Origin of the sequence: Rhodopseudomonas julia, from assembly GCF_030813515.1 — a bacterium.
Classification (GTDB): Bacteria; Pseudomonadota; Alphaproteobacteria; order Rhizobiales; family Afifellaceae; genus Afifella; species Afifella julia.
This window is the reverse complement of record NZ_JAUSUK010000002.1, coordinates 675,636-697,299: the sequence shown is the minus strand read 5'-3', so window position 1 is coordinate 697,299 and position 21,664 is coordinate 675,636. Positions and strand designations below refer to the sequence as shown.

16 protein-coding genes are annotated in these 21,664 nt (G+C 63.3%); 8 read left to right on the top strand and 8 right to left on the bottom strand.

The window, feature by feature from the left end; all coding sequences use genetic code 11:
- The first annotated feature begins 108 nt into the window (after positions 1–108).
- Positions 109–1,290, top strand: a complete 1,182-nt coding sequence (locus tag J2R99_RS12455) for an alanine racemase (RefSeq protein ID WP_370872359.1) — start codon at positions 109–111, stop codon at positions 1,288–1,290.
- 123 nt (positions 1,291–1,413) lie between these two features.
- Here J2R99_RS12455 and J2R99_RS12450 read toward each other — a convergent pair whose 3' ends face one another.
- Genes J2R99_RS12450 through J2R99_RS12440 form a run of 3 tightly spaced genes read right to left on the bottom strand, consistent with a single transcriptional unit; the run spans position 1,414 to position 4,120 of the window.
- The gene (locus J2R99_RS12450) at positions 1,414–2,211 is read right to left on the bottom strand and encodes an ABC transporter ATP-binding protein (protein ID WP_234628483.1); all 798 of its coding nucleotides are present in this window, start codon (positions 2,209–2,211) and stop codon (positions 1,414–1,416) included.
- A complete protein-coding gene (locus J2R99_RS12445) occupies positions 2,211–3,140 on the bottom strand; it encodes an ABC transporter permease (RefSeq protein WP_234628484.1) in 930 nt (309 codons plus the stop codon). The genes J2R99_RS12450 and J2R99_RS12445 overlap by 1 nt, the downstream gene beginning before the upstream one ends.
- Before the next feature lie 2 nt (positions 3,141–3,142).
- Positions 3,143–4,120: an ABC transporter substrate-binding protein gene (locus tag J2R99_RS12440; RefSeq protein ID WP_307154786.1), complete on the bottom strand. Its 978-nt coding sequence runs from the start codon at positions 4,118–4,120 to the stop codon at positions 3,143–3,145.
- A gap of 213 nt (positions 4,121–4,333) precedes the next feature.
- Here J2R99_RS12440 and J2R99_RS12435 point away from each other — a divergent pair, with 213 nt between their 5' ends.
- Positions 4,334–4,957, top strand: a complete 624-nt coding sequence (locus tag J2R99_RS12435) for an ATP-binding protein (protein ID WP_307154785.1) — start codon at positions 4,334–4,336, stop codon at positions 4,955–4,957.
- Between the two features lie 69 nt (positions 4,958–5,026).
- Here the strand turns inward: J2R99_RS12435 and J2R99_RS12430 are convergent, their stop codons facing one another.
- From J2R99_RS12430 to J2R99_RS12420, 3 genes are all read right to left on the bottom strand, one after another.
- Positions 5,027–5,707 carry a hypothetical protein gene (locus J2R99_RS12430; protein WP_307154784.1) on the bottom strand — a complete coding sequence of 227 codons (681 nt, stop codon included), beginning with the start codon at positions 5,705–5,707 and terminating at the stop codon, positions 5,027–5,029.
- A gap of 140 nt (positions 5,708–5,847) precedes the next feature.
- Positions 5,848–7,029 carry a lytic murein transglycosylase gene (locus J2R99_RS12425; RefSeq protein ID WP_307154783.1) on the bottom strand — a complete coding sequence of 394 codons (1,182 nt, stop codon included), beginning with the start codon at positions 7,027–7,029 and terminating at the stop codon, positions 5,848–5,850.
- 106 nt (positions 7,030–7,135) lie between these two features.
- Positions 7,136–8,242: an alkene reductase gene (locus tag J2R99_RS12420; RefSeq protein WP_307154782.1), complete on the bottom strand. Its 1,107-nt coding sequence runs from the start codon at positions 8,240–8,242 to the stop codon at positions 7,136–7,138.
- A gap of 232 nt (positions 8,243–8,474) precedes the next feature.
- Between J2R99_RS12420 and J2R99_RS12415 the strand changes: the two genes are divergently transcribed.
- Together J2R99_RS12415 and J2R99_RS12410 are read left to right on the top strand one after the other, a co-directional pair.
- The gene (locus J2R99_RS12415; protein ID WP_307154781.1) at positions 8,475–9,452 is read left to right on the top strand and encodes an MBL fold metallo-hydrolase; all 978 of its coding nucleotides are present in this window, start codon (positions 8,475–8,477) and stop codon (positions 9,450–9,452) included.
- Positions 9,453–9,558: 106 nt separating this feature from the next.
- A complete protein-coding gene (locus J2R99_RS12410) occupies positions 9,559–10,878 on the top strand; it encodes an APC family permease (RefSeq protein WP_307154780.1) in 1,320 nt (439 codons plus the stop codon).
- Positions 10,879–10,938: 60 nt separating this feature from the next.
- Here the strand turns inward: J2R99_RS12410 and ettA are convergent, their stop codons facing one another.
- Positions 10,939–12,597 (bottom strand): energy-dependent translational throttle protein EttA, encoded by a 1,659-nt coding sequence (gene ettA, locus J2R99_RS12405; RefSeq protein WP_307154779.1) that lies wholly within the window; start codon positions 12,595–12,597, stop codon positions 10,939–10,941.
- A 281-nt stretch (positions 12,598–12,878) separates the two neighbouring features.
- Here ettA and J2R99_RS12400 point away from each other — a divergent pair, with 281 nt between their 5' ends.
- The 3 genes from J2R99_RS12400 to J2R99_RS12390 all read left to right on the top strand — a co-directional run bounded on the left by J2R99_RS12400 (position 12,879) and on the right by J2R99_RS12390 (position 18,487).
- On the top strand, positions 12,879–14,444 hold the full coding sequence (locus J2R99_RS12400) for an OpgD/OpgG family glucan biosynthesis protein (RefSeq protein WP_307154778.1): 1,566 nt from the start codon (positions 12,879–12,881) through the stop codon (positions 14,442–14,444).
- Positions 14,441–16,597, top strand: coding sequence for a glucans biosynthesis glucosyltransferase MdoH (mdoH, locus tag J2R99_RS12395; protein WP_307154777.1), 2,157 nt, complete (start codon positions 14,441–14,443; stop codon positions 16,595–16,597). Before J2R99_RS12400 ends, mdoH begins: the two co-directional genes overlap by 4 nt.
- A gap of 96 nt (positions 16,598–16,693) precedes the next feature.
- Positions 16,694–18,487 (top strand): SLC13 family permease, encoded by a 1,794-nt coding sequence (locus J2R99_RS12390; RefSeq protein ID WP_307154776.1) that lies wholly within the window; start codon positions 16,694–16,696, stop codon positions 18,485–18,487.
- Between the two features lie 39 nt (positions 18,488–18,526).
- Here the strand turns inward: J2R99_RS12390 and J2R99_RS12385 are convergent, their stop codons facing one another.
- The gene (locus J2R99_RS12385) at positions 18,527–19,519 is read right to left on the bottom strand and encodes a KpsF/GutQ family sugar-phosphate isomerase (RefSeq protein WP_307154775.1); all 993 of its coding nucleotides are present in this window, start codon (positions 19,517–19,519) and stop codon (positions 18,527–18,529) included.
- A 308-nt stretch (positions 19,520–19,827) separates the two neighbouring features.
- Between J2R99_RS12385 and J2R99_RS12380 the strand changes: the two genes are divergently transcribed.
- Positions 19,828–21,591, top strand: a complete 1,764-nt coding sequence (locus tag J2R99_RS12380) for a SulP family inorganic anion transporter (RefSeq protein ID WP_307154774.1) — start codon at positions 19,828–19,830, stop codon at positions 21,589–21,591.
- Positions 21,592–21,664: the final 73 nt, after the last annotated feature.

The window sequence follows — 21,664 nt, the reverse complement described above, 5'->3', positions numbered from 1 at the left end:
CTTCGCCCGGCCGCCCTGTCCTGCTAAACACCGCCAACGGCGATTCCTGAAGACGACGGGGCCAAAACGATCAAAACTTTCACCGACGCACGCGAGGCTGCGCTGGAGATGCGGCCGGATGTTCCGGTCTATTGTTTCCATCCACAGGTCCTCGCCGAGGACGTTGCGCATTTTGCGCAGGCGTTCCCTGGCAAGACGGCCTATGCCGTCAAAACCAATGGCGAGCCCTTCGTTCTCAAGGCCATCGCCGATGCCGGCGTGAAAACCTTCGACGTCGCCAGTCCCGCCGAGTTTGCGGCTGCGCGCGAAGCCTCGCCCAACGCCGAACTCCTCTACATGCACCCGGTGAAGGCGCAGTCGGATATTCGCCTGGCGCTCGAAAGCTACGGCATCCGCACCCTCTCTCTCGATCATGAGGACGAGGTCGCAAAAATTCTGCGGATCGTGCGGGCGCTCGATTTCGATCCGGCAGATCTGACCTTGTTCGTGCGCCTGCAGACCAAGGGTTCGGCAACCTACGAATTGTCGAAGAAGTTCGGCGCCACCCCCGCCCATGCGGTGGAGCTTTTGCAGCGCATCGCCGGCATCGGGTTCAAGCCCGCCCTTTGTTTCCATGTCGGCAGCCAGATCGAAGACCCGGAAATCTACGAGCGCGCCCTCGGCTCCGCCGATTGGGTGCGTGCCCGCTCCGGTGTCGAGCTGACGGCGCTCGATGTCGGCGGCGGATTTCCGGCGCCCTACGGCTACGATCCGCGCCGCAAGAAGCGCATCATGCCGGACCGCGACGAGATCATGGCGCGGCTTCGAAAAGACCTGACGGAATGGGGCTTTGCCGACCTGCCCCTCATTGCCGAGCCGGGTCGCGTCATCGTCGCCCGCTCCATTTCGCTGATCGTCCGCGTGCTCCTGAAAAAGGGCAAGCGCATCTACATCAACGACGGCATCTGGGCTTCGCTCTCAGATTCCTGGACGGGCAAGATCACCCTTCCCGCCCGCTTCATTCCCGATCCGGCCCGCAAGCGCCGCTCCGGCAATCCGCACGAGATCGTGCCCTTCAAGGTTTGCGGCGCCACCTGCGATTCGGTCGATATCCTCTCGCGCCCCTTCTGGCTGCCGGAGACGGTCGACACCGGCGACTGGATCGAGATCGGCCATATCGGCGCCTATTCTCTGTCGCTTCGAAGCCGCTTCAACGGCTTTTATCCCGATACGGTCGTGGAAGTGAAAACCCCCTTCGACGAAGGCGACAAGCCGGAAGGTTTTGCCGCGATCGAGACGATGGCCGACTGAGCTCTCCACTCAGCCGCAAACTTATCGACAACTCGTCCACAATGCGTGCACAGGCAATCCACGCCTTGTTCACGCCGCTCCACCGCTCTCCACAGGCCGTTCTTCACAGCCTGTGAAAAACTCTTACGCGAGCATCAGCTTGTCGTCGTCGAGCTGCTTGCCGATCGCACGCCCGAACAGGCTTGAGAGATCCTGAACGGTGAGTTTCGCTCGCTCCTCTTCGGTGAAGTCGAGGACGATGCGGCCGGAATCCATCATGATGGTGCGGTGGCCGACGGCCAGCGCATCGCGCATCGAATGCGTCACCATCAAGGTGGTGAGTTTGCGCGTCTCGGCGATCTCTGTGGACAGCGCCAGGACTTTTGCCGCAGCACCCGGATCGAGGGCGGCGGTGTGCTCGTCAAGAACGAGGATCTTCATCGGCAGAAGCGTCGCCATCAACAGGCTGATCGCCTGGCGCTGCCCGCCCGACAGGGTGCCGACCGGCTGCGTCATGCGGTCTTCCAGCCCGATCTCGAGCTTCGCCACCTGGTCGGCGAGCCATTTGCGGTTCTGCCGGGTGCCGAGCGCGCCCTTCAAACCCCGGCTTTTGCCGCGCGCAGCCGCGAGCGCAAGGTTCTCCTCGATCGACAGAGACGAGCAGGTGCCGAGCCGCGGCTCCTGAAAGACCCGGCCGACATGCATCGCCCGCCGGTGCGGAGACCATGCGGTGACGTCCTCGCCATCGAGATGCACGCTGCCGCGTTCAGGCTTCACCGTTCCGACGACGACCGACAGAAGCGTCGATTTGCCGGCACCGTTCGACCCGATGACGGTGACGAACTCACCATCCGCGATCTTGAGGTTGATGTCGCTGAGCGCCCTCACCTCCGTCGGCGTGCCGGCATTGAAGGTGACGTGGATGTTATTCAAGGACAGCATCAGCCGGCCCTCTTGGCGGCGGCCGCACGGCGTGGCGTCATGCCGGCCCTGCGACGGTTTCTTTGTGCGCGCCCTTTGGACAGGACGACCGCGATCGCAACGACGATCGCCGTCACGAGATTGAGGTCCTGCGGCTGGATGCCGATGAAACCGGCACTGAGCGACAGGGCAATGAAGAGACGATAGACGAGCGCGCCGACGATGCAGCCGAGCGTGGCGACGAAGACCATGCGCCGGCCGAGGATCGCCTCGCCGATGATGAGGGCGGCAAGGCCGGTCACGATCGTGCCGATACCCATGGAGACGTCCGCCACGCCTTGCAGCTGCGCGAAAAGGGCGCCGGCAAGCGCGACGAGGCCGTTGCTGATCGCCATGCCGACGAGCGCCATGCGCCCAACCGCAATTCCCTGCGCCTCCGCCATGGCCGGGTTCTCACCGGACGCACGCAAGGCGAGCCCCAGCTCGGTCTTCAAGAACCAGTCAACGAGGAACTTGGCCGCAAAAGCCACGATCGCAATCAGGACCGTATTTGTCCAAAGCCCGAAATCGAACCAGGATTGCGCCACGTCGAACACCGTATCGACATTGTAGAGGGGCACGTTCGGCCCGCCCATGATCCTGAGATTGATGGAGAAAAGCGCCACCATCGTCAGGATGCCGGACAGAAGGTTCATAATGCCGAAGCGCACGTTGAGAAGCGCTGTCACGAGCCCTGCCCCCCAGCCTGCGACGATCGCAAGCCCGGTTGCAAGAAACGGATCGACACCGGAGGCGAGAGCGGCAGCTGCGACCGCCGCTCCGAGCGGAAAACTGCCGTCGACCGTCAAATCGGGAAAGTCGAGCACGCGGAACGAGAGAAACACCCCGAGCGCGACGAGCGAAAACAGAAGTCCCGATTCAAGGGCGCCAGCAAAGGCGAAAAGACTCATAATTAGCGAACGACCTTCTTCGCCTTGGCAAGCATGTCGTCAGGAAGGGTGACGCCCATCTTCTCGGCCGAGCTGGCGTTGAGATAAAGGTCCTGGCTGTCGGAGACGGCAACCGGGATATCGGCCGGCGACTTGCCTTCCAGGATATCGGCCGCCATTTCGCCGGACAGGACGCCCATCTTGTAATAGTCGAAGCCGAGGGCGGCGATGGCGCCGCGATTGACGGAATCGACGTCGGAAGCAAACACCGGCAGACCGGCCCGTTCGCCGACCGTGACGACGCCTTCAAGCACCGAGACGACCGTGTTGTCGACCGGCAAGAGCACGGCGTCCGCGCGGCCGACAAGGCTGCGCGCAGCGTCGGCGACGAGCGTCGACTGCGCCGCAGGCGCCTCGACGAGCGTCATGCCGAAAGGCTCGACCGCGGTCTTGAGATCTTCCACCTGTTTGGCCGCATTGGCCTCACCGGGATTGTAGATGACCCCGAGTTTCGTGGCGTCGGGCATCAGCTCTTTGATGAGCTCGAGCATCGGCTCGTAAGGCTGCTGGTCGCTTGTTCCCGTGACGAGACCACCCGGCTTTTCGCGGCTTTCCACAAGGCCCGCACCGACCGGATCGGTGACGGCGGCAAAGATCACCGGCGTGTTCTTGAGCGCGTGTTTGACGGCCTGGGCGGAGGGGGTCGAAATGCCGACGGCGAGATCGGGCTCCAGCCCGGCAAATTCCGACGCGATCTGCGCCTGCGTCGCCATATTGCCCTGAGCCGAGCGCGAAACGATTTTGAGGTTTTCACCTTCCTTGTAACCGCGCTCGGCGAGACCTTCGATGATCCCCTTGCGCACGGCATCGAGAGCCGGATGCTCGACGATATAGGTGATGGCGACGGTCTTCGTGTCCTGCGCCTTGGCTTCCTCGAAGGTCGCGGCGCCGGCAATGCCGAGTGCGAGCGCGGCCAAAGCAAGAGCTTTGAGGGTCTGCATATGAACGCCTTTCAAGATTGAGAGAAAGGAAATCTGCCTTATTGCCCCGTGGCAGACCCGATGCCGGCAAATTTGCCGCCGCCCCCCAAGGCGGGCACATCGAACGTCCTGCCAAAGAGTTCGATTTTCAAGGTTTCACGCAATAGCACGGCAGAAGCTGCGATCAACGCCTTCCGAGACTAAAGCCTGCGGTTGTTCGTCCGAGCGTGAATTATGCGGAGCTCTCCATCATTGAGCACGGGCGCCCGCCACGATAAAAGCCCCGCTTTCGTTTGGGGCGACAGTCAGATGGATAGACCGCGGTTGTACCTGACGGGGGCATCATGCTCTGGCGTTTCAACGCTTGGGATTCTCCTGGCCGGGCGGTTCGGTGTTCCGCATCTCGATGTCGACGACTTCTACTGGATGCCGACCGATCCTCCTTTCAGCACGAAACGCCCCGCGGAAGATCGTGTGCGCCTTATCCAGGAAAGACAGGCCGCTTCTCAGGGATGGATCTTGACGGGGTCATTCATCGGATGGGGTGATGCCTTGATCCACGACGTCGATCTCATCGTGTTTCTGAAGACACCCACCAGCATTCGACTCCAACGTCTGGATCAGCGCGAAGCTGAGCGACATGGCGCACGCATCCTGCCGGGCGGAGACATGCACGAAGCGCATCTGGCATTCCGAGATTGGGCTTCACGCTATGACGACCCCTCGTTTACGGGCCGCAACATCGCGCAGCACGAGCGGTGGTTGAGCGCGCAGTCCGCGCCCGTTCTCCGTCTTTCCGGCAAGCGCCCGAGCGACGAATTGGCAGACGATGTAGCAAAGGCGCTCGAACGCTTTTAATCGAGGTCGGCCTTCCCGTCGGAAATGAACGCCCCTTATCGGGCGCGGTGTCGGCCCCGCGCCTGGCGATCAGAGATACACATCGTCGGACAGATATCCGTTGCCGCCAATGACGGACTTGATGTCGGCAAGGCTCCGGTCAGCGGGACGCAGATCGACGGCGAGCGGCCACTCAGCGTTCTCCGCTGCCCGGCGGTAAACGTTGCCGTCACGGATGGGAAGCGGCAAAGCCCCGACCTTGTCTGCGAGAAGCGCGCCATCGGCCATCCAGATGTGTTGCCCGTCATCGGGCGCCCGGTAACAGAGCTCGCCACGACCGATGATCACGAGCTTTCCGGCCGTGCCGTAGCCATCCGGGCGCACGCTTTGAAAAGATCTCTCGGAATAATACGCAACATCCCAGCGCGGATGCGGTTCATATTGTCGTTGGGATTGAGGCATCTCTCGAACGACAGCGCATTTCGTCATCCGCATAAAGCCGAGAAGAAAGCGATCGAGATCCTCCTCGGTTGCAACGCCCTCAGGGCCGCTTCCGTATTCTTCGGCGCGCTCGGCCCGACATACGACGCTGTGCTTGCAGGCACCCTTCCAGTAATCGACCGAGACGACCTTCGCCTTCTGGAGAGGCGTAAACTTCCCCTCCACCCGGACGATCACAAACTGACCGGGTTCCACGGCGTATTTGGAATTGACGGGATAGGCCTTGCCACCCTCTGAAAAGCACACCTGTGCGACCCGGTATTCTGGCAACTGGCGCTCTCCCCAACACTCTCGCGGCCAAACGGCCCCCTTCGCGCATCCCTGCGGAGGTCGTTTAGCCTTGAGATCATGAAGGGTTTGTTTCGCCGCGACAGCACTCAGGCCATCATCCGGACAGCGAACGCTCACATCTAGCGAATCTTGGCGAGCAGCTCTTCTGTCGGCCAGGCATCGGCAGGCAGGCCGAGGCGCAGCTGTTCGGAGCGCACGGCGTCACGCGTCATCGCGCCCAGAATGCCATCGACCTTTCCGACCTGATAACCCTTGTCGAGAAGCGCCTGTTGCAGCTGCTTCATCTGCGCAGACGACAGACCGGAGGAGGCATTGCCCATATCCGCACGCGGAGCCCCATCGAGACGCGTCGCGAGATAAGCGGCCGTGGTGGCGTAAACGAGCGACTGGTTCCATTCCAGGAAGACATGGAAGTTCGGATAGGCGAGGAAGGCTGGCCCGTTGCGTCCCATCGGCAGGACCAAAGAGGCGGGCAAAGAACCGCCCGGAAGATTGCCCGAACGCGCCTTCACGCCCCAGGATTCCCACTTGCTCACCGGCACTTTGTTGTAGAGCCCGGCCTCCGCCCAAGGCAGATCGGCCGGAATCACGACCTCCTGCAGCCACGGCTCGTTCGCACGCCAGCCGAGGCGGTTCAGGAAATTGCCGGCGGTCGCGAGCACGTCGGGAACGCTCTTCTTCAGGTTCACATGTCCGTCGCCGTCGAAGTCGACGCCGGAGGCGAGATAATCCGAAGGCAGGATCTGCGTCTGGCCGAGCTCACCCGCCCAGGCACCCTTCATCTCCGAGCGTGCAAGGTCGCCGCGATCGAGGAGCTTCAAGGCGGCGATGAGCTGCGGCCTGAAAAGCTCCGGCCTTCGGCAATCATGCGCAAGCGTGGCAAGCGCGTTGAGCGTATCGAAATCGCCCTGATTGGCGCCGAAATCCGTCTCCAGCGCCCAGAACGCCGAAATCACCGGTCCTGGAACGCCGTATTGCTGCTCGATGCGCGAGAAGGTCGAGGCATATTTGTTGAGAAGCGAGCGTCCGTTCTTCAGCCGATAATCGTTGACCATACGGCCCGCGAATTCGGCAAAAGTCTGAGTGAACACGCCCTGCGCGCGATCGCGCGAAATGACCCGCCGATCGAGCTGCACACCGGAAAGGGCGGAAAGGCCCCGATCGGACACGCCAGCGGCGGCCGCCTCCCGCTTCACGCCGTTGAGCCAGGTCGAAAAGTCGCCGCCGCATTGCTGAGCGGCAGCCGGCGTCGCAAGGACGAGACCGAAGACGGCCGCCGTCCACATACATTTCGCGCGCATGAGATCTCCTGCTGATTCCCGCGCCCCGCAACCTGGCGCGGCCCCCAAACGATTCAAGAAGTGGGCCTTTTCAAGAAGCGGAGCGCGGATCTGTCAAAACTTTCGTTCAGGCGGATGCCGGCTCGGCGGAAAGCGTCGGATAGTCTGTATATCCGTGCTCGTCGCCGCCATAGAACGTCGCCTGGTCCGGCTCGGCGAGCGGAGCATTCCGCTTGAGCCGCTCCACGAGGTCGGGATTGGAGATGAACGGCCGCCCGAAGGCGACGAGATCGGCCTTCTCCTCTTCGACGGCCGAGATCGCGAGCTCGCGCGTATAGCCGTTGTTGCCGATGTAGAGGCCGGAAAAATCCCGTTTCAACGTCGTGACGTCGAACTGCCCGTCGGGCTGGCGGGCACCGCGCGTCTCACCCTCGATGACGTGCAGATAGACGAGCCGTCTTTCGGAGAGTTCCCGCACATAGGCGCGGAAAAGCATCTCCGGATCGGAATCGGCAATATCGTTCGCGGGACTGACCGGCGAAATGCGGATCCCGACGCGCTCCGGACCCCAGACATCGACGACGGCATCGACCACTTGCAGCGGGAACCGCATGCGATTGTCGATCGAGCCACCATAGGTGTCGTGGCGCTTGTTGGTCTTGTCGCGCAAGAACTGGTCGAGCAGATAGCCATTGGCGGAATGGATTTCGACGCCGTCGAAACCGGCACGCTGAGCGTTCGCGGCCGCCTTGCGGTAGTCGTCTACGATATCCGGCAGCTCATCGGCGCTGAGCCCCCGCGGCTCCACGGCGTCCTTGAACCCGTCCTCGGTGAAGGCTTTGACGTCCGGCTTGATCGGAGACGGTGCGACCGGCAACTGGCCGTTCGGCTGCAGATCGGGATGCGAGATGCGCCCGACATGCCACAATTGCAGGACGATCTTCCCGCCGGCGTCGTGCACGGCGTCGGTCACCGCACGCCAGCGCTCCACCTGCAGGTCTGAATGAATGCCCGGCGTCCAGGCATAACCTTTGCCCTGCGGGGAAATCTGCGTCGCTTCGGCGATGATGAGGCCGGCAGAGGCGCGCTGGCGGTAATATTCCACATGCCAGTCCCGGGGTGCGTCGTCCTCGTCGGCCCGGCTGCGCGTCAACGGCGCCATGACGATGCGGTTGGCAAGCGGTACGGGACCGAGATCGATAGGCTGAAAGAGTTTCGGCAGCGTCTCAGACATGAACTTCCCTTCTTAAAACGGCGGGCGGGTGTCGGTCCGCCTCTAACTAGGTGCAGCGCAAAATCCCGCCAGGCATAACTGCCGCGCAAAATCCCCCGCCCGCCAGGCCGACACCAACAAAGGCCGCAACCTCCCGGTTCGGTCAAGTTGCCGTGTAGAGGTCCAGCCGGCGTTGCGTCACACGCACCCGCCGCTACATTCCATCAGATGAAGGCATGATCGGAGAGATGGCATGCGGCCGCTTTCGCCACTCCGCCGGCTGTGGATGAGGGGAGCAGCCTCCCCTGCCTTTACCTGCGCGATCGCCCGCCCGGTCGCCAGTAAGATCGCCCGCAAGATCAGCGCTGCGATCATCACGCTTGCCGCCTTGATCGGGCCCCTTGGCGGGGCGGCAAACGCCGCGCCCTTGCCGGCTCAGGAGCAGACCGCGCGCCAGACGCCGAGCCGCTGCCTCGCGATCGCAAAAGCCGCCCCGCCCACGCTTTATGCGAGCTATCGCCGCCTCGACGTGCCAGCGCGGCGCCTCATCCAGGGCAAACCCTTCGCCCTGACGCCGCCCGACCAGGGCGAGGTGACGATCCGCTTCCTCGGTCACGCCACCTTTCTCATCGAAAGCCCCGAGGGTGTGACGATCGCCACCGATTACGACGGCTGGGCCGGCGGCGTAACGCCGGACGTCGTCACCATGAACCACGCCCATTCCTCGCATTACACCGACCAGCCCGATCCGGCGATCGCCCATGTGCTGCGCGGCTGGAACCCGCAAGGCGGCGAAGCGCACCACAACCTCACCCTCCGCGACGTCCTCATCCGCAACGTGCCGACCGACATTCGCAGCTTCGGCGGCCGCGAGACGGCGGGCAATTCCATCTTCATCTTCGAGACGGCCGGTATGTGCATCGGCCATCTCGGCCACCTCCATCACGTGCTGGCGCCGGAAGATCTCGGCGTCATCGGCCAGCTCGACATCGTCATGGTGGCGGTCGACGGCTCCTATACGATGAGCCAGGACGCCGTCGTGGAAACGCTGAAAGTGCTGAAATCCCGCCTCATCCTTCCCATGCATTATTTCGGCATGGGGACACTGCAGCGCTTCCTCTCGCGCCTCGGCGAGGATTTTGCCGTCGAGATCAATCCGAGCGCAGAAACCACGGTCTCCGTCGCCACCCTGCCGCTCGACCCGAAAGTGCTGGTGCTGCCGGGACACTAGGCCCTCAATCGTCTAGATCTGGTCCGCAGTTGCACCTTCCCCCTCCGTCGGCGTTATCACTTGCCGTGGGGCGAAGCAGAGCTGCAATTCCTGGCGAACGGACAAGATGGCGCAAAAATCGGAAAAGCTCAGCCTCGTCGAGGTGACCGCTCTCGGCATCGGCGGCATGATTGGCGGCGGCATCTTCGCCGTTCTCGGCCTGGCGATGGCGACAGCCGGCCACGCGGTCGCCTTGACGCTCGCAGGCGGTGGCGCGATCGCGCTTCTGACGGGCCTCTCCTACGCCCGCCTCGGCCTCACGTTCCGTGATGACGGCGGCAGTTTCACCTATATCGAGAAGGCATTCGCCGCACCCGCAATCGCCGGCGTCGCGGGCTGGCTGCTTGTGGCTGGCTATGTCGGCACGCTCGCCCTTTATGCGAGCGCCTTCGGTGAATATGGCGCGAGCCTTCTGCCTGCGACGGCTGATCCGGCCTGGGCACCCGGCGCCTTGGGCGCCTTCGTCCTCGGCCTTTTCCTCGCGATCAATCTCATCGGGGCGAAAATCTCCGGCGGCGTCGAGCTCGGTGTCGTGGCGATCAAGCTCGCCATTCTGGCGCTGTTTGCAGCCGTCGCCATGGGCGGCATCAAGGCCGACCATTTCGTGCCGGTCTTCAATCTCGGCATCACAGCGCCGATCGCCGCGATCGCGCTCATTTTCGTCGCCTATGAAGGCTTCGAACTCATTCCGAACGCCGTCGATGAAATGGCGAACCCGGAGCGAAACCTGCCGCGGGCGATCGTCATCGCCATCCTCGTCACCACCGCGATCTATGTCGTCGTCGCGATCGCGGCTCTCGGCAATCTGACGCCCCAGGAGATCCAGAAGGATCAGGAATACGTGCTCGCCGTCGCCGCCCGCCCGACACTCGGTGCGGCGGGCTTCACGCTGATCGGCATCGCCGCCCTCCTCTCCACAGCCTCGGCCATCAACGCCACGCTCTTCGGTGCGGCGCGCCTCGCCATGGTGATGGCACGCGAACATGCCCTGCCGAAAATCTTCTCGATGCGCGAACGCACCCGCCCGGTGCCCTTCGTCTCCCTGATCGTCCTGACGGCGCTTGCGATCGGCTTCACGCTTGCCGCGCCCCTGCAGGTCATCTCGACCTTTGCGAGTGCCACCTTCCTGGTGATCTTCACCGCCGTGAACCTCGCGGCCTTCCGCCTCGCGCGGCGGATCAAGATGTCGCCGCTCCTGCCGGCCGCAGGCAGCCTCCTTGCCGCGGCGAGCTTCGCCGTCTTGATGTGGCACACTTGGCAGGAGGACAAGGTGAGCCTCGCCTGGCTCGTAAGCGCCTATCTCGCGGCCATCCTCGTGGAAGCGGTTCTCATCTGGCGCCGCGGCCAGCGGCGCCATACGGGCCCGCAGAGCGAGACAAAAGCCTAGCCGAAAGCCGCAAAAAGCAAGGGGCGCCGAAGCGCCCCGAGCCAAGACCGTGTGTGATCCTCACCGCGTCAGCGGCTTGTATTTGATCCGCCGCGGGTTCTCGACAGCGTCGGTGCCGAGCCGCCGCTTCTTGTCCTCTTCATAGGCCTCGAAGTTGCCCTCGAACCATTCGACATGGCTGTCGCCTTCGAAGGAGAGGATGTGCGTCGCGAGACGGTCGAGGAACATGCGATCGTGGCTGATGACCACGGCGCAGCCGGCGAAATCTTCGAGCGCCTCTTCGAGCGCCGCGAGCGTCTCCGTGTCGAGATCGTTGGTCGGCTCGTCGAGCAGCAGAATGTTGGCGCCCGATTTCAGCATCTTCGCGAGATGCACACGGTTGCGCTCACCACCGGAGAGTTTGCCGACCGGCTTCTGCTGATCGCCGCCCTTGAAGTTGAAGGCGCCGACATAGGCACGCGAATTCATCTCGCGCTTGCCGAGCTGGATCACCTCCGCCCCGCCGGAAATCTCCTGCCAAACGCTCGCATTCGGGTCCATGTCGTCGCGGCTCTGATCGACATAGCCGAGGATGGCCGTGTCGCCGAGACGGATCTCGCCGGCATCTGGCGTCTCCTGCCCCGTCAGCATGCGGAAGAGCGTCGTCTTACCGGCACCGTTCGGACCGATGACGCCGACGATGCCGCCCGGCGGCAGCTTGAAGGAGAGGTCCTCCATCAACAGCTGATCGCCGAAGCCTTTCGTCAGCCCCTCCGCCTCGATGGCGACGTCGCCGAGGCGCGGGCCCGGCGGAATAACGATTTGCGCATCGCGGCTTGCCATGCGTTCCTGATTCGCTTTCAGAAGCTCGTCATAAGCCTTGATGCGGGCCTTGGACTTCGCCTGACGCGCCTGCGGCGAGCGGCCCATCCATTCGCGCTCGCGTGCGATGACCTTCTGGCGTGCCTCGTCCTCGCGCGATTCCTGCTTCATGCGCTTCGACTTGGAATCCAGATAGGCCGTGTAATTGCCCTCATAGGGAATGCCGCGGCCGCGATCGAGCTCGAGGATCCAACCCGTGACATTGTCCAGGAAGTAACGATCGTGGGTGACGATCAGGACGGCGCCCGGATACTGCTCCAGATGCTTTTCGAGCCACGCCACTGTCTCCGCATCGAGATGGTTCGTCGGCTCGTCGAGGAGGAGAAGGTCGGGCTCTTCCAGAAGCAGCTTGCACAGCGCCACGCGGCGGCGTTCGCCACCTGAGAGGACATTGACGTCAGCCTCGCCCGGCGGGCAGCGCAGCGCCTCCATGGCCATGTCGACCTTTGAATCGAGATCCCAAAGATTGGCGCTATCGATCTGATCTTGAAGCTTTGCCGCCTCTTCCGCCGTCTCGTCGGAATAGTTCATCATGAGCTCGTTGTAGCGGTCGAGAATCGCCTGCTTGGCGGCGACCCCTTCCATCACGTTGCCCTTGACGTCTTTGGCGGGGTTGAGCTGCGGCTCCTGCGGCAGATAGCCGACGCGTGCGCCGTCGGCCGCCCAGGCTTCGCCGGTGAACTCTTTGTCGATCCCGGCCATGATGCGCAGAAGGCTCGACTTACCCGAGCCGTTCGGGCCGAGAACGCCGATCTTGGCATCCGGATAGAAGGACAGGTGGATGTTGTCCAAAACCTTCTTGCCGCCGGAATAGGCCTTGGACAGGCCGGACATATGATAAATGAACTGGCGCGCCATGGTCGCCGATCTCCGTTGTCTTCGGGATGCGAGGGAATTTCAGCCCACATAAGCGAGGCAGCGGCTGGGAGCAATGGCAGCACGCCCCGTGCTTGCGCCCCATCTCTGCCACAACTTCTTCCTATCGAACGGCTGCAGACCCGATTTCGAAGCCTTTCACCGCGCGCATAACCATGCTGCAACGCCAAAAAAAGCATGTTTCCGTGGCAACCGAGTGCTATGAGGCGCGTTAGGAACGCGGGCGTTCGGCCCGCGTCCTTTCCGATAATTATGAGTTGAGTATGGACAGGCGGGCCTTTCTCGTTGCTTCTCTCGCGGCCGCGGCATCAAGCGCAAGCGGCAACGCATTCGCCCAACGGGGCGCTTCCTCAGACACACCCGAAAATCCGGCGCCCGAAATCGCAGCGCCGCCCCCCAGCAACAACGCGTTTTCTTGGGATGGCCTGAAGTCTCAGGCTCGCGCTCTTGCCGAGCGCCCTTTCAAGGAGGCGGAAGAAGACCTTCCGGCCGACTTTGCCGATCTCAACTACGCGCAGTTCCGCGAGATCGAATTCCGGCGGGAAGCCAGACTCTGGCGCGACGAAGGCCTCGCCTTCCAGCTGGACTTCCTCCATCGCGGCGCGCTTTTCAAAGAGCGGGTGAATATCTTCATCGTCGACAACGGCGAGGCCCATCAGGTCGCCTACGACCCGTCGATGTACAATTTCCGTCAGGCGCCGCAGCCACCCGCAGGTGTCGATATCGGCTTCTCCGGTTTCCGCGTCCACAATCCGATCAACAGCCCGAATGTGTGGGACGAGTTCCTGGTCTTTCAGGGCGCGACTTACTTCCGCGCCGTCGGCCAGGGGCAATATTACGGGCTGTCTGCGCGCGGCCTCGCCCTCAAGACCGGCGATCCGGAAGGCGAAGAATTTCCCCGTTTCACCGCGTTCTGGATCGAGAAGCCTGAGCCTGGTGAAGAGGTTCTGAACATCTATGCGCTCCTCGACAGCGTGTCGACGACGGGGGCCTATCGCTTTGTCGTGCGTCCGGGCCGCGACACGGTGATCGAGGTGACGGGTGAGCTTTTCCCGCGCCAGCCCTTGCATCATGTCGGCCTTGCGCCGCTCACATCGATGTTCCTCTTCGGACCGCTCAACCGCACGGGCTTCAACGATTACCGCCCGCAGGTCCATGACAGCGACGGCCTGCAGATGCTGACTGGCAACAACGAGTGGATCTGGCGGCCGCTCTCGAACTATCCGACGCTGCAATCCTCGTCCTTTATGGATCCCGCCCCACGCGGCTTCGGTCTCGTCCAGCGCGCGCGCGACTTTCAGGATTTCCAGGATCTGGAAGCCCGCTACGAGCGCCGCCCGAGCGTCTGGATCGAGCCGATCGGCACCTGGGCAAACGGTCAGGTGGAGCTTCTGGAAATCCCCACCGACAAGGAAATCCACGACAATATCGTCACCTTCTGGCGTCCGTCTTACGACGTCAGCCCGGGTGCGCCCTATTCCTTCGCCTACCGCATGCGCTGGACCGACCGGCCGAAAGCTCCATCCGGCTCGCTTTATGCCGCCGACAGCCGCGCCGGACGGAACTTTCACGACACCAGCAACCTTTATGTCATCGATTTCATTCCCGAAGAGGGCACTCTTCCGGCGTTTGACGGCCTGTCGTTGGAGGTCTCTGCCAATCACGGCACCATCAAGGGACAGGTGTTGCAGCCCAACCCCCTTGTCGGGGGTGTCAGAGCGACGTTCCTCTTTGAGCCGGAGGATCAGTTGACGGAATTCCGCGTGCGTCTCGCCGCAAACGGCGAGCCCGCCAGCGAAACCTGGCTCTACCGTTGGGTCCCCCAATGAGCGAGCAGAAGCACGACCATCCTGACGAGCGGGTCTTGCGGCCCTTCGGGCCGATGCCGCCGCAGCATCCGCTGGCGATGCCGCAGCAAGACTTTTCGAAGGAGCCGGTCGATGCTTTGCCGCGCAGCAATCCTGCCGCGGCACGTTATGCGCGGCTGATTGCGATCCTGACCGCGGGCGGCCTGATTTACTACGGCGTGCACGAGATGATCGCCGTCGTCTCGGCTGGCGGCGTCACCATCCTTGAGGGGATCATGACGATCCTCTTCGCCATCACCTATTCCTGGATCGCGATGTCGACGAGCTTTGCCGTCGCCGGGCTCCTGGCCCCACGCCAGAAGCCGACCCCGCCGGTCCCGCAGCGCCCGCTCTCCAGTCGCACCGCGATCGTCATGCCGGTCTATAACGAAGATGCCGACATGGTCGCCGCCAGCCTGCAGGCGATGGCCGAGGACATTGCGCGCGCAGGCCAGGCGCACGCCTTCGAAATCGTCGTCTTATCGGATTCCAACCGCGCCGAATCCCTGGTGCGCGAGACGCTGGCCATGCACCGGCTGACCGACGCGCTCGCCGGCACCTTGCCGGTCTGGTATCGCAGACGCGCGATCAACTCGGCCAAGAAGGCCGGCAACATCGAGCAGTTCGTCGCCAATTGGGGCGGACGCTACGATTTCATGCTCGTCCTCGATGCCGACAGCCTGATGCGGGCGGACACCGTCCTGCGCATGGTGGCGCGCATGGAGGAGGATCCCAATCTCGCCCTCTTCCAGAGCGTACCGCGGCTCTTCGACGGAAACTCGTTCTTCGCGCGGATGCAGCAATTCGCCGGAGCGGTCTATGGCCCGGTCGTCGCCGGCGGCATGGCGGCGTGGCAGGGCTCCGACGGCAATTACTGGGGCCACAATGCGATCATCCGCACCCGGGCTTTCGCCAAGGCTTGCGGCCTCCCGCCTCTGCCGGGCGACCCGCCCTTCGGTGGTCATATTCTGAGCCACGATTTCGTCGAGGCGGCGCTTCTGCGCCGTGCCGGCTACAAGGTCGAGATGGCGACCGACCTCGTGGATTCGTGGGAGGAGAGCCCGCCTTCTCTCTTGGCGACAGCCGTACGCGACCGGCGCTGGGCGCAGGGAAATCTGCAGCATTCCAAAGTGATCGGCGCCAAGGGCCTTGCCGCACCCTCTCGGCTGCACTTCTTTATCGGCATCATGAGCTACCTCTCCTCGCCCTTGTGGCTGCTCCTGATCCTTGTCGGCCTGGTCCTCGCCGTGCAGGCGAAGCTCGTGACGCCGGTCTATTTCGGCGACGATCATCAGCTGTTTCCGAACTGGCCGGTCTTCGATTCGGAGCGCATGTTGACGCTGTTCGTCTTCACGCTCGTGATTTTGTTCATTCCCAAAATCTTCGGTACGCTGCGTGTGATTTTCTCCCGGCGCCTGCGGCGCGCCCATGGCGGCGCTGCGGCGGTCACGCTTAGCATGCTCCTCGAAATCGCCGCCTCCACCCTTTACGCGCCGATCATGATGCTCCTGCAGAGCCGGCATGTCTGGGACATCTTGCGGCGCAAGGATTCCGGCTGGGCGCCGCAAAGCCGCAAAGGCGGCAATGCCGAGGCCTGGTCGGCGCTCTGGGCGACGCACCGCACCCATGTTCTCTTCGGCATCTTCCTCACCGCCGCCGCGATTTTCGTCTCGCCTGCCATCCTCGCCTGGCTGTCGCCGATCGTCATCGGCCTCGTCTTCTCGCCGCTTTTGTCGCGCTGGAGTGCCAGTGAGGATATCGGCAACGCCCTTCGCGAAATGAAGCTTCTCCTCATTCCGGAAGAGGTCGAGCGGCCCGAGATCGCCTGCGCGCGCGACGCCATTCTTTCCGAAAAGCCCGATCTCGGTGACGACCCGCTGGCCGCGATCGCGCAATCGACCGATCTGCGTCAGGCCTATGTCGCATGGTTGACGCCCCCGGCCCCCAAGGACCGCGGTCAGGTCGACCGCTTCCTCCTGAGCGCCGCCAAGAAGATCTCGGATGCCACAAATCTGTCCGAAGCACTCGCCTGGCTCGACCCGCAAGAGCGCCTCGCCGTCGCCGCGCATCCGACAGAGATGGAGCGGCTGGCGAAGCTCGCAGCGGCAAGTCGCTCGCGCGAAGAAGCAGCCTGACCTCACCCTGATACCGGACCATCCCATGAAGGTGCCATCCGTGCCGGGTCATATGGGCCCTGCCGATCCATGCGATCTGAGATCGCGTGCTCGATCATGATGGAGTTTCTGCACGCCAATCAGGCCGTCATCGCTCTCGCGATCCTGGCGATGATGTTCGTCTTCTTCATGTGGGAGCGGTTTTCTCCGGAAGTGGTCGCAACCCTCGGCGCCGCCACGTTTCTCGCTCTCGGCATCCTCGACACGAAGACGGTCTTGAGCGTTTTTGCCAATCCGGCTCCAATCACCATCGGGGCGATGTTCGTTCTTTCCGGAGCGCTCGTTCGCACCGGTGCGCTCGATGCCATGTCCCGCTTCATTCTGAGCCGGGCGACACGGCGACCGGTTTACGCGATCGTGGGCGTTCTGGGCGCAACGATCGCCGCCTCGGCTTTCCTGAACAACACCCCCGTGGTGATGGTCTTGATCCCCGTCGTGATGGGGCTCGCTCGCTCCGTCGGCTCGCTTCCCTCGAAGCTCCTCATACCCCTCTCCTACGCGGCCATTCTCGGCGGCACCTGCACGCTCATCGGCACCTCCACCAACATTCTGGTCGATGGTGTGGCACGCGATCTGGGCCTTGAACCCTTCACCATCTTTTCGCTCGCCCCGGTCGGGCTCGTCGTCGCCGCCGTCGGCAGCTTCTATCTCTTCGTGACCCAACGGTTTCTGCCGGAACGTCCGACCTTCGGCGACGTGATGGGCGCGCAGGAGGGTGCAGCCTTCATCAGCGACTTCAGCATTCCGAAAGACTCCTCGCTGATCGGTCGGACGCTTGGCGAGATCGCGAGCCTCAACGAACCTGGCGTGGCGTTGCTCGCGATCCGTCGCGGCGGCCGGGTCCTGCGTCGCAACCTGCAAAAAGAACCGTTGCAGGAGGGGGACCGTGTCGCCGTCAGCGCCTCCCTCAGCGAACTCCTCGGCATTCGCCAGACCTCCGGCATCCGCATGGGAACGAGCGAACCGCCCAAGCCGGACGAAGAAGGCAAGCCGCCGGAACTGGTCGAAGCGCTGATTTCGCCGGATTCCCAATATGCCGGCCTGCGTATTCCCGATCTCGCTTTGCGCAGCCGCTATGGCGTATCGGCTCTCGCCGTCAGCCGCCACCGCCGCTGGCTCGGCCACAATCTCAACGCGGTCGCGCTCCAGCCGGGCGACGCGCTGCTTCTTGAAGGCAACACCAAGGGTCTTGCGGAGCTCGTCAGAGAGGGCGGGATCTTCAACATCGATCAGCCGGAGGCCCGCCCCTATCGGCGCACAAAGGCGCCTGTGGCAGGGCTTGTCCTTGCCCTCGTGGTCGCCGCCGCGGCCTTCGATCTGATGCCGATCGCCGGCCTCGCCATCCTCGGCGTCGCGGCCGTCCTCCTCAGCCGCTGCATCGATCCCGACGAAGCCTTCGGCGCCATCGACGGGCGCATTCTCATCCTCATTTTCGGCATGCTCGCGGTCGGCGAAGGCATCGACAGGTCGGGCGCCATCAAGCTCATCATCGATACGACGCTGCCCTATTTGCAGGTGCTGCCGCCAATCGTCCTGTTGGCGGCCGTCTATGCACTCACCTCGATCCTGACAGAGATGGTGACCAACAACGCGGTGGCGGTCGTTATCACCCCAATCGCCATCGGCCTCGCAGCGCAGCTCGGGCTTGACCCTCGCCCGTTTGCGGTTGCCGTCATGTTCGGCGCGAGCGCGAGTTTCGCCACGCCGATCGGCTACCAGACCAACACGCTCGTCTACGTCGCCGGCGGATATCGCTTCACGGATTTCGTCAAGATCGGCCTGCCGATGAACATTATCGTCGGCCTCGCCAGCATCCTCACCATTCCGCTGATCTGGCCGCTCGAGGGCTGATCAGCGGGCCTTGGAGCAGGTGACAGCTCTCATGTGAGCTCAGGCGACCCCCGCCCGCAGAAGATCGAGCATATGCACGATGCCGATCGGCCGGCCCTCGTCGACGACGAAAAGCACGTTGATCTTCTTGCCTTCCATCTCGCGCATGGCAGTCGCCAGGAGAGCGTCCGCCGCGACCGTCTTCGGCGTGCGCGTCATCACCTCCTCGACCTTCTTGTCGACGAGCCTGTCGGCCATGTGACGGCGGATATCACCATCGGTGATGATGCCGACGAGCTTGCCAGCCTCATCGACGATGCCGACCGTACCGAAGCCCTTTTCGGTGATGGTCAGGATCGCATCGCCCATGCCGGAGCCGAGGCCGCACAGGGGCAGGCTCTCCTCGCCATGCATGATTTCCGCGACCTGGCGCAATTGCGCCCCGATTTGCCCGCCGGGATGAAACACTTTGAAGTCCTGCGCGCCGAAAGAGCGTGCCTCCAGGAGCGCCATGGCGATGGCGTCGCCGACGGCAAGCTGGATGAGCGTGGAGGTCGTCGGCGCGAGCCCGTGCGGGCAGGCCTCCGTCACCTTCGGCAGGACGATCGGGATCGTCGCCGCCTTCGCAAGCGTCGAATTCCCGCCGGAGGTGAGCGCGATCAAAGGCACGGAGAAGCGTTCGGAATACGCAAGAAGGCTCGCAAATTCCGAAGTCTCTCCCGACCAGGAAAGGCCCAGGATCGCATCTTCGCGGGTGATCATCCCGAGATCGCCGTGGCTTGCCTCGGTCGGATGAACGAAATAGGCGGGCGTTCCGGTCGAGGCGAGGGTCGCCGCGATCTTGCGACCGATATGGCCGCTCTTGCCGATACCGGCCACCATGACACGGCCTTTCAGAGACAAGATCAAGCGCACCGCGCTTTCGATCTGGTCGCCGAGCGGCCCCTCGGAAATCTGGTTCTGCACCTCGCCGAGACCTGCGGCTGCGATTTCGATCGTCTTCTTGATCGAGGCATCGAGCGCGTCGTGGGAGGTGGCTGAGAGCTTCAGCATAGGTACTCCGCCGATCCTTTTCGCCGCTCTATTGCGCGGCATTGAGCGGGTCAATGGCAAGGGCATGCAGAGCGGCCCTGCAAACCGCGGCGAACGACCCGGATTGAGGGCGCCTCGGCCGTCGCGGCATCAGGCTCGCGCTTGAGGGTTCTCGCCTGATACGCCCTCTTGCGCCACCAGTTCACTGACCGTCGCAACGCCCCGTTCCGCGTGAGGGAACAGTCTCCGACCAAATTGGGCTCCGACGAAAATTGGATTGCGGCGGCTGCCCAGGGGCGTATGCAAGGCACTTTCACAAGCCACGTTCCATGACCATAAACGCCGACAAGCGCATTCCCGTCGATTTCGCCGAGCCGAGTTTCGCCGAATTGTTCACGCCGAAGCTCATCACGGTGCTGCGTGAAGGTTACGGGCTCACGGCATTCAAGAGCGATCTCATCGCCGGCTTGACTGTCGCGATCGTCGCCCTCCCCCTCTCTATGGCGATTGCCATTGCCTGCGGTGTCACGCCCGATCGCGGGCTCTACACGGCGATCGTCGGGGGCTTCCTCATTTCGATGCTCGGCGGCAGCCGCTTTCAGATCGGCGGCCCGGCCGGAGCCTTCATCGTTCTCGTCGCCACGACGGTGCAACTGCACGGCATCGACGGGCTCCTTCTGGCCACGCTCATTTCCGGCATCTTCCTCGTCATCGCCGGTTTTCTGCGCCTGGGCACTTACATCAAGTTCATTCCCTATCCGGTCACGGTCGGATTCACCGCCGGCATCGGCATCATCATCTTCACGAGCCAGTTGAAGGATTTTCTGGGCCTCACGCTCGCCGGCCCGGAGCCCGGACCGATCCTCGACAAGCTCGAAGTCCTTGCAGCCGCAGTGCCGACGGCGAGCCCCGCCGCACTCCTTCTCGCCGTGGTGACGGTTGCCATCATCGTTCTGGCGAAGCGGTGGCGGCCCGGCTGGCCAGGCATGCTCATGGCGGTGGTCATCGCATCGCTTCTGGCACTCGCCATCGGCCTTCCCGTCGAAACCATCGGCAGCCGCTTCGGCGGCATTCCGCGCACGCTGCCGATGCCTGCCCTGCCACCTCTATCCATCGAGAAAATCCAGGCCGTGCTGCCGAGCGCCCTCGCCTTCTCGCTTCTCGGCGCGATCGAATCGCTTCTCTCCGCCGTCGTCGCAGACGGCATGACGGGGCGCCGCCACCGCTCCAATTGCGAGCTTGCCGCGCAGGGCACGGCCAATATCTTCTCCGCGCTCTTCGGCGGCGTTCCAGCGACCGGGACGATCGCCCGCACGGCCACCAATGTCCGCGCCGGCGCGCGCGGTCCCATCGCCGGCATGGCGCATTCCGTCTTTCTGCTTCTCTTCATGCTGCTGGCGGCCCCGCTTGCGGCCTATATCCCGTTGCCAGCCCTCGCCGGTGTGCTCGTCGTCGTCGCTTGGAACATGATTGAAAAGCACGCTTTCGCGGCGCTGATCAGATCTTCCCGCGGCGATGCCCTCGTTCTCCTGGCGACATTTCTTCTCACCGTCTTCCGCGATCTCACCGAAGGTATCGTGGTCGGCTTCGCACTCGGCGCCATGCTGTTCATCAACCGCATGGCCCAAACGATCACCGTGGAATACCAGACGCCGCTCATCGATCCGGATGTGGCCGACAGCGCCCGCGAGCGCGTTCCCTACGATCCGAGCTTGGTCACCGATCCCGACATCGTCGTCTATCGCATCTCGGGCGCCTTCTTCTTCGGCGCGGCATCGACCGTCGGCGCCGTCCTCGACCGCATCGCCGATCAGCGCAAGGCGCTCGTCCTCGATTTTTCGGCCGTGCCGGTGCTCGATTCCACGGCGGCGAACACCATCGCCGGGGCGGCGCGCAAGGCGCACCAGGCGGGTGTCGAACTCTTCATCACCGGCACCTCACCCGCGATCCGCCGAACACTTTTCACCCACGGCGTCCGCCCGCCGCAGACGCGCTTCGGTCGCACACCAGAAAGTGCTGTTCGCCACCTGCAAAGACGAAGCGCAGAAAACACCAAAGAGGCATTCCAGGCGCAGGAAAACGACCCGCGGTAAAAAAGGGCCAGGAGGAGTTTCAGACTTCGTTTACCTTGAAGCACACGAATTTTGATCTCTCCAGCTTCAGGCA

Coding starts and splice junctions, on each gene's coding strand:
- J2R99_RS12380 (WP_307154774.1), top strand. CDS start 19,828: ATGACCATAAACGCCGACAAGCGCATTCCCGTCGATTTCGCCGAGCCG.
- J2R99_RS12410 (WP_307154780.1), top strand. CDS start 9,559: ATGGCGCAAAAATCGGAAAAGCTCAGCCTCGTCGAGGTGACCGCTCTC.
- J2R99_RS12420 (WP_307154782.1), bottom strand. CDS start 8,242: ATGTCTGAGACGCTGCCGAAACTCTTTCAGCCTATCGATCTCGGTCCC.
- J2R99_RS12415 (WP_307154781.1), top strand. CDS start 8,475: ATGCGGCCGCTTTCGCCACTCCGCCGGCTGTGGATGAGGGGAGCAGCC.
- mdoH (WP_307154777.1), top strand. CDS start 14,441: ATGAGCGAGCAGAAGCACGACCATCCTGACGAGCGGGTCTTGCGGCCC.
- J2R99_RS12435 (WP_307154785.1), top strand. CDS start 4,334: ATGCGGAGCTCTCCATCATTGAGCACGGGCGCCCGCCACGATAAAAGC.
- J2R99_RS12400 (WP_307154778.1), top strand. CDS start 12,879: ATGGACAGGCGGGCCTTTCTCGTTGCTTCTCTCGCGGCCGCGGCATCA.
- ettA (WP_307154779.1), bottom strand. CDS start 12,597: ATGGCGCGCCAGTTCATTTATCATATGTCCGGCCTGTCCAAGGCCTAT.
- J2R99_RS12440 (WP_307154786.1), bottom strand. CDS start 4,120: ATGCAGACCCTCAAAGCTCTTGCTTTGGCCGCGCTCGCACTCGGCATT.
- J2R99_RS12390 (WP_307154776.1), top strand. CDS start 16,694: ATGATGGAGTTTCTGCACGCCAATCAGGCCGTCATCGCTCTCGCGATC.
- J2R99_RS12455 (WP_370872359.1), top strand. CDS start 109: ATGCGGCCGGATGTTCCGGTCTATTGTTTCCATCCACAGGTCCTCGCC.
- J2R99_RS12445 (WP_234628484.1), bottom strand. CDS start 3,140: ATGAGTCTTTTCGCCTTTGCTGGCGCCCTTGAATCGGGACTTCTGTTT.
- J2R99_RS12450 (WP_234628483.1), bottom strand. CDS start 2,211: ATGCTGTCCTTGAATAACATCCACGTCACCTTCAATGCCGGCACGCCG.
- J2R99_RS12385 (WP_307154775.1), bottom strand. CDS start 19,519: ATGCTGAAGCTCTCAGCCACCTCCCACGACGCGCTCGATGCCTCGATC.
- J2R99_RS12425 (WP_307154783.1), bottom strand. CDS start 7,029: ATGCGCGCGAAATGTATGTGGACGGCGGCCGTCTTCGGTCTCGTCCTT.